The organism is Echinicola arenosa (genome assembly GCF_014841125.1).
GTDB lineage: Bacteria > Bacteroidota > Bacteroidia > Cytophagales > Cyclobacteriaceae > Echinicola > Echinicola arenosa.
Genome location: NZ_JACYTQ010000001.1, coordinates 456,277 through 469,260 on the forward strand (window position 1 = coordinate 456,277; position 12,984 = coordinate 469,260).

Consider the following 12,984-nt stretch of genomic DNA (forward strand, 5'->3'; position numbering starts at 1 on the left):
GATAACTATTAATTAACAATACATAAACAACTGAAAACAAGCTATTTATATTCCAAAAAATCATTCCACGGTACGTAAAAATTTACACGGACGACTGCAAGGAGGATTCCCAATAGGTTTGTGAAAAAATTATTCACACCCATGAAAAAACTATTACCATTATTAATGTTTCTTCTGGCTTTGAACCTCTCAATGGCTCAAAACCATGCTTCCCTAACAGGAAGAATTTCTGATGGCGCTGGATACTTGCCCGGTGTCAATGTACTTGTACTTGAATCCAGTCAAGGAGCTCCTACAGACCTCAGTGGTAAATTTGAAATCTCCAACCTTCCTACGGGCAATGCGACTGTCCGAATAAGTTACCTTGGATTTGAAACCATCACTAAAGAAGTGGTATTGGCTGCTGGTACCAACTCCCTAGGTACAGTTCAGATGCAGGAAGCCTCTGGAGACTTGGAAGAATATGTTATCCAAGGCACCATGGTTCCTTCCCAGCTGAAGGCCATTTCCATCAAGAAAAACTCCTTGGCGATCATGGATGTGATCGCTGCGGATGCAATTGGTAAATTGCCAGATAGAAATGCTGCAGAAGCCGTGCAAAGACTCCCTGCTGCCAGTGTAAACCGCTATCATGGAGAGGCCAACCAAGTAAGTGTGAGAGGTACTCCTTATGCTTGGTCCTCTACCCTTTACAATGGAACAAGGCTACCAAGCTCAAATTTTGCAGGAAATAGAAATGCCTTATTGGATGCCATTCCCACTGAAATGATCCAATATGTGCAGCTCAGCAAAGCCATCACCCCAGACATGGAAGGCGATGCTATTGGTGGTTCAATCAATTTCGTCACCAGGTCCGCTCCCCAAGAGCGCATGCTCAATGTAAGTGCTGCAGGAGGATACAACCAAAAATCTCAAAATGGAAGTTATAATGCTTCCCTTGTCTATGGTGAACGTTTTTTCAATGATAAGTTTGGTGTTGTGGTCGCAGGATCAATTTGGAACAGAAATTTTGCTTCTGATGAAATTGTATTGGACTATAACCTCAGTAAAGCCATTCCTTCAGAAAGGTATAGCATCAACACCATGAACGCTAAAAGGTACTTTGGGACCCGTCGCACCACAGCTTTAAATGCTGCTTTGGAGTATGAATTTAACGATAACCAAAAGCTTTTTGCCAGATTTGTAAGAGATCAATTTGATGATATTCGTCCGGTTTATGAGGCATATTATGAGTTTGACAACAACCGTTACCGATACAGCAACCGTGAGTCAGAATACCGCACGCACTTAAAAGGCTTTGAGTTCGGTGGGATGCATCATTTGGCCACCAACTTTAAAATGGATTGGAAAGTTTCTTCCTATAACATGTTCTACAAACTGGACACCCCTCCTGGCATGCCTGAAGATCAAAGAGGATTACCAATTGCCCAGTTTTTCCAAAACCTAGAGGGGGATTTCGGTGGACGTTCTTCTGATGGACTGATCTACAACTCCTTTGATGCGCCAGATGGTAAGGGAATTACCCCGCTTAATTTCGATCCACAGCTTACCAATGAAAACGATTACTTGGATCCAGAAAGGTTAACGCTTCAGCAAATGATCATTTACCAGATTGATCAAAGGGACAGAGACAATGTGGGACAACTTAACTTCACTTGGGATGTCAACCCAGTATTCAGCCTTAAAGCTGGAGGCAAATTCCGCTTTAAGAAAAACGAAGCCATGATGACACCAATGGTGTTTTTACCAAATGCGCTGCTAGGAATTCCTAATTCGGCTCCCCTTCGTACATTAAGTGAATTCCAGCGTATGGATTTCCCAGCTCCAGGTACTTTCTTCAGTGAACTTAATGGACAGTTTGATGAACTAGCCATTCAGCCGATGCCTCAAAGTCAGACTTTTGAAATTTTCACTCCTGAATTCATGGCAGCCAATGACATCAACAACTACTCTCCGGGTTCAAATGCCACAACCAAATACGATGGAACTGAGGATGTTTATGCAGGGTACCTTATGGGAACTTACCACTTGACAGACAAGCTTCAGTTGATTGGTGGAGTTAGGAATGAATACACCAAGCTGACCATGAACAGTTTTGCCTATGATGCTGCCACACGGGAGGTGACTCCGATTACTCGTGACAATGACTACAATGCCTTCCTGCCTATGCTTCACTTGAAGTATAGCCCAAAAGAAAAGGTTAACTTAAGAGCTGCTTATACCAAAACTTTCAGTAGGCCTAACTTTGGTAGCCTTAGCCCTTCTGAGAATATTGATATCACCACGGGTATTCCAAGAATCACTAGAGGAAATACGGCTCTTCAGCCTACCTTCTCCAATAACTATGACTTGATGGGTGAGTGGTTCTTGGAAGACATCGGAATGGTTACAGCAGGCGCATTCTATAAAGACATCCAAAACTTTATTTTCACTGACTTATCTCAGGAAACCATTGATGGCACCAATTATTTGGTTACCCAACCTAGAAACTTGGAAAATGCTTATTTAATAGGTTTTGAAATGGGAATCACCAAAAGATTCTCCACCTTGCCAGGCTTCTGGAGTGGCTTTGGTGTGAATGTCAACTATACCAAAATCCACTCTGAACTAGAAGTGCCACACTTGGATGAAAACGGAACCGTATTGGCTACAGACATCACTAGCCTTCCTAATCAATCCGGTGATCTTTTCAACACAGCACTATTCTATGAAAAAAATGGCCTAATGCTTCGTCTGGCAGGAAACTACAGAGGCTCTTCCATTGAGACCATCAACCAAAACCTTGGTCCTGACTTTTACATCACAGTAGACAAAAATTTCACTATTGACTTCTCAGGTGCCTATTCCATCACCGATAAGATCAAGGCATTTGCAGAGGTAAGAAATCTCACCAATGAGCCTTTTGTACAATACCTTGGAGACAACAAAGATCGAATTACTTCCAGTGAATGGTATTCAATCAATGGACAGGCAGGTATCAGATTTATCATTTTCTAAAAAAACAACATCATGAATTTCAAAAAATATATAGTACTTCCAGCATTCCTTATTAGCAGTTTCACTGTATTTGCACAACAAAACCTTGGCTTAAAAAGCAGCCCTAATTTCCGGGAATTAGGAGGAATAGAAGTCCAAGATGGAGAAATTGTAAAAGATCACTTGATCTATCGATCAGGAAGTTTTGCCCACCTTCCAGAGGAAGACAAAGCCAAATTAGAAGAAACAAAGATCCAAACTATCATTGACTTCAGATCAGATTTTGAAATAGAAAATGAGCCAGATGACATTCCAGCTTCCTTGAATGCTTCTTGGATCCATACCCCGATCGGAAGCCTTGATCCTAAAGCAATGAACAAGTTTATGAAGGTCATGACTTCGGAAGACTTTAGCAATGAAATGGTAGATGCATTGATGATTGATGCCAACAAAGGTTTTGTAGAAAGCATCCAGGATTTCAAGCCTTTGTTTGACAACCTTCTCAATACTAATCAAGCAGTATTATTCCATTGTAGTGCTGGAAAAGATAGGACAGGATTTGCTTCTTCTTTGATTCTGTACAGCCTTGGCGCAGACTGGGAAACAATCATGGCAGATTATTTACGATCCAATGAGGCTGTGGGAAAAACAGATAAAAGCAAATTGGAAATGTATGGTATTCCAAAAGAGAGAGCAGATTATTTAATGGGCGTAAAGCCTGAATACCTTCAAGCAGCATGGGATGCTGTCGAGTCAAAGTACGGAAGTGTAGATGTAATGCTGGAGAAAGAATTGGGCATTGGTAAAAAGGAGAAAAAAGCTTTGAGAAAAAAGTATCTCATTAAAAAATAAAAAATCCAACCTAATGAATTATTGCAAAAGGGCCTCAAATTTAAGATTTGAGGCCCTTTCTATTTTTCCTTTGTATCATTTACACTGTTATTTTGCAGGCAAAATCTTTCCTGTCACCTCTCCAAACCCTACCCTGACACCATTCTTTTCAGCGTGGCCTTTTATGCTTACAGTATCCCCATCTTCAATAAACTTCCGCTCACTCCCATCATCCAACCTCAGAGGTTTGGTACCTTTCCATGCCAACTCCAACATTGAGCCATAACTATCCTCTGCTGGGCCAGAAATGGTCCCAGAAGCATACAGGTCCCCAATTTGAATATTACACCCATTAACTGTTTGATGTGCCAATTGCTGGGCAATATTCCAATACATGTATTTAAAGTTGGACCGACAAACCAAGTTATCTTTACCTTTTTCAGGTTGGATATAAACCTCTAAGTTAATGTCATATCCAAAATCCTTTTTACATTGTAGATAAGGAAGCAGTTCTTCTTCAGGCTCAGGTGAAGCAGTTCTAAAAGGCTCCAAAGCGTCCATGGTCACCACCCAAGGAGAAATACTGGAGGCAAAGCTTTTTCCCAAAAAAGGCCCCAGCGGAACATATTCCCAAGCTTGGATATCCCTTGCTGACCAATCATTGAACAAGACCATTCCGAAAATATATTGCTCGGCAGCATCGATATTTACGCTCTCTCCCATTTTGGTGGGCTTCCCCACGATAAACGCCATCTCCAATTCAAAGTCCAATCTTCTGCTCGGCCCAAAAGATGGCTTTTCCATATCAGGGTCTTTAAACTGCCCTTTTGGCCTGTAAATTTCTGTACCGGAAATGACTATGGAAGAAGTACGACCATGATAGCCTACGGGCAAATGCTTCCAATTGGGTAAGAGGGCATTTTCTGGATCCCTGAACATTGCACCTACATTTGTTGCGTGCTCCTTACTGCTATAAAAATCCGTGTAATCTCCGATTTTTACAGGCATTAACATGGTGGCCTCCTTTCTGTTGACCATCACCTTTCCTCTTGCTTGATGGTCCTTCAAGTCTGGGTTCTCATCCAACAATAATTTCTGAACAGTGTCCCTTACCTTCTTAGTAATAGGCTTTCCCAATGCGATAAAGTCATTAAGGTTATCCCTTAAAAAGATGTTTTCAGGCAAGTTGATTTCAGAAAGAAATCCATGTTCATGCAAAACAGACAAATCCACTATCTTGTCTCCAATTGCTATACCAATCCTTGGCGAAAGCCTTTTGTTTTTGAATACCCCAAAAGGAAGATTATAAATGGTAAAATCAGCGTTTTTGGATATTTGAACCCAACTTTTCAATGCGGCTAGTGGCTGTTCTTTCATGTGGACAAAATTAGGTTAGATACAAATTTAAAATTATTAGAAGATTAAAAAACCCAAAGTACAGTTTTGGCAGTAGCTTAATTAGAGGAATCGTAGTGGCTTCAAAGATATTTATATTATTTTTGCGCTCTAAGAAATAATTCCGTTTCTACAATACAAATTCAATTATGTCGCTATCCACAAAATATAATCCAACAGAAGCTGAATCTAAATGGTACAATTTCTGGATGGAAAATAAATTGTTTAGTTCAACAGTAGATTACAATAAAGAGCCTTATTCCATCGTGATCCCACCACCAAACGTAACTGGTGTATTGCACATGGGGCACATGCTGAACAATACGCTTCAGGATGTCTTGGTGAGAAAAGCCAGAATGGAAGGCAAAAATGCCTGCTGGGTTCCTGGTACTGACCATGCCTCTATTGCTACTGAAGCCAAGGTGGTGGCCATGTTGAAGGAAAGGGGCATCGATAAAAAATCAATCAGCAGAGATGAGTTTTTGAAATACGCTTGGGAATGGAAAGAAAAGTACGGTGGCATTATTCTGGACCAACTTAAAAAACTAGGTGCTTCTTGTGATTGGGACAGAACCAAGTTCACCATGGATGCTGACTTGAGTGATGCAGTGATCAGTGTTTTTGTGGATCTTCACAAAAAAGGAAAAATCTATAGAGGCATCAGAATGGTCAACTGGGATCCACAGGGAAAAACAGCTCTTTCTGATGACGAAGTTGTTTTCAAAGAAATCAACTCTAAACTCTACTATATCAACTATAAAATTGAAGGAAGTGAAGAGGAATTCTTGACCATCGCCACGACCCGTCCTGAAACCATCATGGCAGACTCAGCGATTTGTATCAATCCGAATGACACTAGGTTTGAGCACCTAAAAGGCAAAAAGGCCTTGATTCCTTTGATCAACAGGGCCATCCCTATTGTTGAAGATGAATATGTGGACATGGAGTTTGGAACGGGCTGTTTGAAAGTTACACCAGCTCACGATGTCAATGATTACGAAATTGGGCTGAGACATAAATTAGAGGTGATCGATATCATCGCCGATGATGGAACCCTTAATGAAAAGGCGCAAATTTTGGTTGGTGAGGACAGGTTCATCGCCAGAAAAAAAATTGCCAAATTACTTAAAGAAGCCAACCAACTGGCAAAAGAAGAGGATTACACTTCCAATGTAGGCCATTCCGAAAGGACTGATGCCGTCATCGAACCAAAACTTTCTTTACAGTGGTTTATGAAAATGGAAGAAATCACCAAGCCTGCACTTAAGGCGGTGATGGATGATATCATCCAATTGTATCCTCCAAAATTCAAAAACATGTACCGCAGTTGGATGGACAATGTGCGGGACTGGTGTATTTCCCGTCAATTGTGGTGGGGGCATCAAATCCCTGCTTATTACCTTCCAAACGGTGAATATGTAGTAGCCAAAACAGCTGAAGAGGCTTTAAAACTTGCCAACGAGCAATATCAGGAAAACTATTCCCTTGAAGACCTCAAGCAAGACGAGGATGTATTGGACACTTGGTTCTCTTCTTGGTTGTGGCCAATCTCTGTTTTTGACACCGATATCTTCACTACTGGTGAGAAAAACGAAGACTTAAAATACTATTACCCTACCAATGACTTGGTAACCGCTCCGGAGATTCTATTCTTCTGGGTAGCAAGGATGATCATCGCCGGATATGAATATATGGGCGAGAAGCCATTTAGAAACGTTTACCTGACGGGAATTGTAAGGGACAAATTGGGCCGTAAAATGTCCAAATCCCTAGGTAACTCTCCTGATCCATTGGAGTTGATCAAAAGTTATGGCGCAGATGGAGTGAGAACAGGTATGCTATTCAGCTCTCCTGCTGGCAATGACCTTCCTTTTGATGAAAAATTGGTAGAGCAAGGCCGTAACTTCTCCAATAAAATCTGGAATGCTTTCCGATTGATCCAAGGGTGGGAAGTGGATTCCAACATTTTGGAGCACCATAACCATACCGCTATCAAATGGTTTGAAAACCGCTTTAATCAGGCATTAGAGGAAATAGAAGACCACTTCAGCAAATTCAGGATTTCAGATGCCTTAATGAGTACATATAAATTGGTATGGGATGATTTCTGTTCTTGGTACCTTGAAATGGTCAAGCCAGAATACCAAAAGCCAATTGATCTGGAAACTTATGAAAAGACTTTAGGTTTCTTTGAATCGATCATGAAAGTGCTGCATCCGTTTATGCCATTTATTACGGAAGAGCTTTGGCACCAGGTAAAAGGTAGAGATGTAAAAGACGCCTTAATTGTTTCCTCATGGCCAAGTGTTGCGAGTTATGATGAAAAGTTGATTGGTGAAGCAGCACAGGTTTTTGAAGTGGTTTCTCAAGTGAGAAATATCAGGGCCTCCAAAGGTATTTCACCTAAAGAAGCTTTTGAACTGACCATCAATACGCAAAACCAAGCTTTGTATGTGTCTTTTGAGGCGATCATGAAAAAGCTGGCCAACCTTAGCCAAGTAGCTTATGCCGACAAGGTAGAGGGGGCTTTGAGTTTTGTGGTAAAATCCGACGAGTTCTTTATTCCACTTAATGAAAAAATTGACGTGGAAGCAGAAAAAGAAAATATCCGGAAAGAACTGGAATACACAAAAGGTTTCCTAAACACAGTAATGAAGAAACTCAGTAATGAACGCTTTGTCAGTGGTGCCCCTGCTCAGGTAGTTGAAAATGAAAAGCAAAAACAAGCTGATGCAGAAGCAAAAATAAAAGCACTGGAAGAAAGCTTAGCCAAATTGGTTTAAACCTTAAAAGTAACTTATATCATGAGAGTCATTCAGTTTTTGGGTGGCTCTTTTTTTATAGTTAGTAGAGTAGAGAATAATGAGTCTTGAATATTTAGTCTCTTATATCCTCCTATTTCCTCAAGACTCCCTACTCAAGACTCCTTACTACAAACATTTTTTTTCTTAATCAAAGATTAACATTCAAAGGATTGGTTTATTTTTACCTGCGCAACAGCATCATTCACAATTGAAGCTTTTCACCAAAGAACCAATTACAAGAAATGAAAGACTTAAAAATAGCGATCATTGGATGTGGCAATTTAGGCTTGTCCATTGTCAATGGCTTATTGGACACAACGGGCTTCAAGGCCCAAAGCCTAAGTGTAACCAAACGTCACCCTGAAAGCCTTTTTCACCTAGAACCCTTGGGGGTCACAGTCACCTCGGACAATATTTCCGCTTCCAAAGATGCTGACTTGATAGTTTTAGGCGTAAAACCCTACAACGTCCCCCACATTTTGAAAGAAATTTCGCCGGTACTCTCTCCTGATAAGCAAACCATTATTTCCTTGGCTACAGGAGTAACTTTGGAAGACATGTACAAACATCTTCCTGCTGAGATGGCAGTTTTTAGAGCCATGCCCAATATCGCTGCCGATATTCAGGAATCCATTACCTGTATCTGTGGAAAAAATGGAGATGCCAGCGTAGAAGCAAGTATCAAGGAATTGTTTAATAGTATCGGCATCTCAATTGTTATTGAAGAGCATTTGATGGAAGCGGCCACGGTCTTGGGTGCATGTGGCATTGCTTATGTCTTGCGATTTATGAGGGCGATGACTCAAGGAGGGATTCAAATTGGCTTTGATGCCCATACCGCCAACACCATTGTAAACCAAACGGTAAAAGGCGCTGCAGAATTAATCATCAAAAAAGGTATCCACCCAGAAGCTGCCATAGATAAGGTCACGACACCTAAAGGCTGTACCATTGTTGGTCTGAATGAGATGGAGCATCACGGCTTCAGTGCAGCCATGGTGAAGGGTGTTTTGGCCAGTTATGAGAAAATTGAAAAATAATCGCCCCTTTTTACCAACTATTTATGGGGAGCTTAACAGTTTCAAATTGACAGTGCTTTCTAATATTAAAACTGCTTCAGGTGGTACTTTCCAACAACAAATCCAGTTTGAGGGTCAAGTTTTTTGACAAAATTAGATAGCTCCGTCTCGCTTTCCATTCTATCTTCGACAAACTCCTTTAAATGTTCGTACTGATGGATGGTATATAAATTATCTTCTTGATCCAAAAACCAGGGATTAAGATAATTGAGACCATTATCCAAATCATTCAGGATTTTTCTACCCGAAATAATATTTGAGGTTCTTTTATCCTGAATAAAGAAGTTGATCCTGTTGTATTTGGCAAACATGTCTATAAAAAAATTATCATTGACCATTAAACCGGGGTAGTGCACCGCATATTTTTCTTGGATTTCTTCCCTATTTAAAACTGATGAGGGCTGTACCCCATATATGAGTTCCATTGGAAGATTTTGTCCTTCCAAATCAACATATATTTTGTGGATACCTTCATGCTCATCAATCTTAAAAACAGTATCCATATAAACATGAGTAGCATAGACATCTGTTTTGTACCTAAACATGTTATGTCTATCTTTAGTAGACCCAATTACATTCTTCTTATGGTCACTAATAACAGGTTTTATTTGTCCATTCTCTGAGTTCCATTTAAGTATAAAAACTGAATTTGAAAAATCACTATTAACCATTCCTTTTCGAACATCTCGAGAATAAACCAAGTATTCATTTTCGGAAATGGAAACTAAATTCCCAAATATTAACGGTAATCTTATCGAGGCGACAAATTCACCATCAGTGGAGTACCGTATCAAATCCTTATTGGTCAATACTTCGATTGTTTCCCGCTGCTCATTATAATTAACTCCTTCTAACCACAAATATTCACCAGGACCTTCTCCATATCTATCAATAATTGATACCATTTCAAAGTCCTTGTTTAAAACGTAGACTTTCATTGCTATTTCATAATCCGCAAGTATAAAATAATCCTTCGTCACCAAAACCCTATCTATAAAACCGTATCGAATTTCATTTGGAAGCTTGATATATTCAACCCTGTCAACAAATGAAGACAATAAGGGAGTTTGCTCCAGTTTTACCGATATTATTTGATTAATATTTTTATTATTTCCTTCATTGCATGAAACTATTGAAAGTAAAGTGATAGATATTGTAAATATTTTAATAGAAAACAATTTCATAAATCAATTTGACCTAGTTCAAATAAAAAATAAGCTAAAAAGTGACCCAAATATTTCACCAAGGGTCCATGCATCCCTCTTCACATGAAACTTGATCTTCTACTTGACAATTGTTTAACAAATAATTTGGGCGACATTTTATTACAATTGCTGTACAACCCGGATAGTAATTATAACAATAATCATCAACCGCTGCAAAAGATTCTCTTTCTGCTATACCAGTCTCATAAGACAAGATGAAAATAACTGAAGCTAAAAGTATTTTTTTCATGTTAACAGTGTTTAATATTTTGAGTTAATAAAATAAAATCACACCATATAAACAACTTTATCACAGCACTTTGTATATGAAAAAATTAAAAATGTAAAAATACATCAAGTACCAAAAAAGAAAACCAGACATTGTTAAAAATAAGTGATAAAACTTATTCACACTTAATTTATTAAGTTTCTAACAAATTCATATCCAATCCCTTGACAACAAGGTTATCCCTCACACCTTGGCTATCTTCGCCAACACTTCCAAGCTCCTATCTACCTCATCCATGGTATTACCCACAAATGGCGTAAGCCTAGCAAAAGACTGGCGATAAGGAGAACTGCTCGCTATTACACCCATATCATGAAAACGCCTGACAGTTTCATCTGCTTCCAAGCTATTGACCATAAAACAGTTGATTCCGGCAGACATATTGGGATCCAAAGGCGTAATCAAATCTACACCGGGAATATTTCTTATCCCTTCCTTCACATGAGTACTCAACTCAGTAGTCCTTTGATGCACCCTATCCCTTTTCATTTCCATCTGAAGTTCAAAGGCAGTATGAAGTGCCCAACGAAAATCAAAAGAATGAAAGCCTCCGGGAGTCATTAGTTCATGAAAAGTCGGTTCCCTTTCAGGAGGATTGCCCAAGTATTCAAGAAAAGGATATTCAGAAAACGCTGGAATCGTTGGTTCTATAAAATTCCAAGCTTCTCTTTTTGCATAGAGTATTCCCGTACCTCTTGGCCCAAAAATCCATTTATGGGTCCCCGCAGAAAAAAAGTCGCAGCCAAGCTCAGCAATATCCTTATCCTGATTTCCAAAGCCATGCACGCCATCTACTGCAAAGTAAATATGATTATCTTCAATCCGCCCCTTATTCACCTCCTTGATAGCCTCAGCTATTTCAGCGATCGGCAATTTTACTCCTGTACTCGAATGCACCCAAGTGACCATTACCACTCTTGTCTTATCCGAAATAGCCTTTTTAATGTTTCCAACTACCTCATCGACCGTAACCGTTCGGGGATCTTGATATTCTTCAACCCGACGATAAGAAGCACCTTTTTTCTTACAAGTATATTCAATGGATTTGTCCGTAACATAATGATCATGCGTAGTGGCTAAAATCTCATCCCCAGGTCGAAGCTTCATGCCATTAAACAACAAAGAAGTTCCCATGGTGGTACTGTCTGTCAAGGCTATTTCAGCTGCAGTTACCCCCATATATTTGGCAGCTGCATCGCAAACTTTCAATTCAGCCGTCATAAAATTTTCCTCCCAATACATTGCTGGATTGTTATCAAATGCCTTTCGGTGCTTTTCGATGGCTTCTGCAACCGGGGCTGGATGGGAAGCTAAAAGCATTTGGGCCATTTGAACATGGCTATTGTCCAAAGGGAAAAGGGCCCTTACCCCTTCCCAAGTGCTGATATCAGTGAAAATTGGAGTGGTATTGGCTGTTGTAGAGTCAGCTTTATTACAGGAAGATAATGTAGCAGGTAGGGTCAAGGCCATTCCCATAGAAAAGCCCGAAGAGCGGATGAATTTTCTTCTGTCCATAAGTTGAAGGTTTTGGGTTTACTGGTATAATTTACTAAAAACCAACCCAATAACTACACACTTCAACTCAAAAAGACTGTTCTGGAAAATTAAATCACCTACCTTCCAAACCTTTGTCCAAGCATGGTTTACATCTGACTTTCCTAAAAATTTATCGAATCATCGCTCCGAGATTTTTAGGAGATCTTTTGCCACCTTTCACAAGCAACCATACAGCAAAAGACATTTCTCCAAGGATGCTAGGTATCGCAACAAAAGCCAAGAACAAGGAACCGTAAACATCATAATTGGGCATCAAGAAATGTGCTGTAGTATCTGCCATATACATCACCCCAGCAATAACGAGGAAAATGGCAATTATTTTGGGTGCCTCTGCTATTTTTCCAAGCAAGATCAAATGAAAACCAAAAAAGAAAAGGCCTATCAACCACACAGTATTAAAAATATCTACCAGTCTGAGTACCTCTCCATCACTACTAACCGAAAATGTTAGTGGAAGTGCGGCAAGGGCCACACCCATTATTATCGCATGCACAATTCTAAAATAGGTACTTAAGCGAGACAAATGATGTTCCCTGTACATTTCATAAAGCGCCCACGCTACTACTACATCAAAAAGAACTGTAATCATAAAGGCCATCACCCCTAAGCCCACCATAAAGCGATTATGCTCAATCATTTCCAAGGGAGACTCCATAATAGATTCCAACACAAAAAAATTAGCAAATATTGCCGCAAAGAAAATAACCCAATAGCTAATTCCCGCGATGATAGAAAGCGTTCTTAATTTCATTTTACCTTAATTATTTTAACAATTGCTTATTTAAAACAAACTCATTAAAATAGTAAAATCAATTCATAATACTTTTATAACTGTATAAAAACACTTT

The 12,984-nt window shown here is 39.6% G+C and carries 9 protein-coding genes; 4 read left to right on the forward strand and 5 right to left on the reverse strand.

The genetic code is table 11. The annotated features are described in order from the left end of the window. The first annotated feature begins 141 nt into the window (after window positions 1-141). On the forward strand, window positions 142-2,997 hold the full coding sequence (locus IFO69_RS01710; protein ID WP_192007366.1) for a TonB-dependent receptor: 2,856 nt from the start codon (window positions 142-144) through the stop codon (window positions 2,995-2,997). Between the two features lie 12 nt (window positions 2,998-3,009). Next, entirely contained in the window at window positions 3,010-3,828 is an 819-nt protein-coding gene (locus IFO69_RS01715) for a tyrosine-protein phosphatase (RefSeq protein ID WP_192007368.1), read from the forward strand. A gap of 87 nt (window positions 3,829-3,915) precedes the next feature. Here the strand turns inward: IFO69_RS01715 and fahA are convergent, their stop codons facing one another. Then, window positions 3,916-5,184 carry a fumarylacetoacetase gene (gene fahA, locus IFO69_RS01720; protein WP_192007370.1) on the reverse strand — a complete coding sequence of 423 codons (1,269 nt, stop codon included), beginning with the start codon at window positions 5,182-5,184 and terminating at the stop codon, window positions 3,916-3,918. Window positions 5,185-5,351: 167 nt separating this feature from the next. On the opposite strand from fahA, the gene IFO69_RS01725 reads away from it, so the two are divergent. Together IFO69_RS01725 and proC are read left to right on the forward strand one after the other, a co-directional pair. After that, a complete protein-coding gene (locus IFO69_RS01725) occupies window positions 5,352-7,985 on the forward strand; it encodes a valine--tRNA ligase (protein ID WP_192007379.1) in 2,634 nt (877 codons plus the stop codon). Window positions 7,986-8,248: 263 nt separating this feature from the next. Continuing rightward, on the forward strand, window positions 8,249-9,046 hold the full coding sequence (proC, locus tag IFO69_RS01730) for a pyrroline-5-carboxylate reductase (RefSeq protein ID WP_192007381.1): 798 nt from the start codon (window positions 8,249-8,251) through the stop codon (window positions 9,044-9,046). 65 nt (window positions 9,047-9,111) lie between these two features. On the opposite strand, the gene IFO69_RS01735 is transcribed toward proC, so the two are convergent. The 4 genes from IFO69_RS01735 to IFO69_RS01750 form a co-directional block, all read right to left on the reverse strand. Then, complete coding sequence (locus IFO69_RS01735; RefSeq protein WP_192007383.1) at window positions 9,112-10,269, reverse strand: 6-bladed beta-propeller; 1,158 nt, start codon at window positions 10,267-10,269, stop codon at window positions 9,112-9,114. 55 nt (window positions 10,270-10,324) lie between these two features. Next, window positions 10,325-10,540, reverse strand: coding sequence for a P-loop NTPase family protein (locus IFO69_RS01740; RefSeq protein ID WP_192007385.1), 216 nt, complete (start codon window positions 10,538-10,540; stop codon window positions 10,325-10,327). Between the two features lie 222 nt (window positions 10,541-10,762). Then, window positions 10,763-12,094, reverse strand: coding sequence for an aminotransferase class V-fold PLP-dependent enzyme (locus IFO69_RS01745; protein WP_192007387.1), 1,332 nt, complete (start codon window positions 12,092-12,094; stop codon window positions 10,763-10,765). A 151-nt stretch (window positions 12,095-12,245) separates the two neighbouring features. Then, window positions 12,246-12,887 carry a DUF4386 domain-containing protein gene (locus tag IFO69_RS01750; RefSeq protein WP_192007389.1) on the reverse strand — a complete coding sequence of 214 codons (642 nt, stop codon included), beginning with the start codon at window positions 12,885-12,887 and terminating at the stop codon, window positions 12,246-12,248. Window positions 12,888-12,984 lie beyond the last annotated feature (97 nt).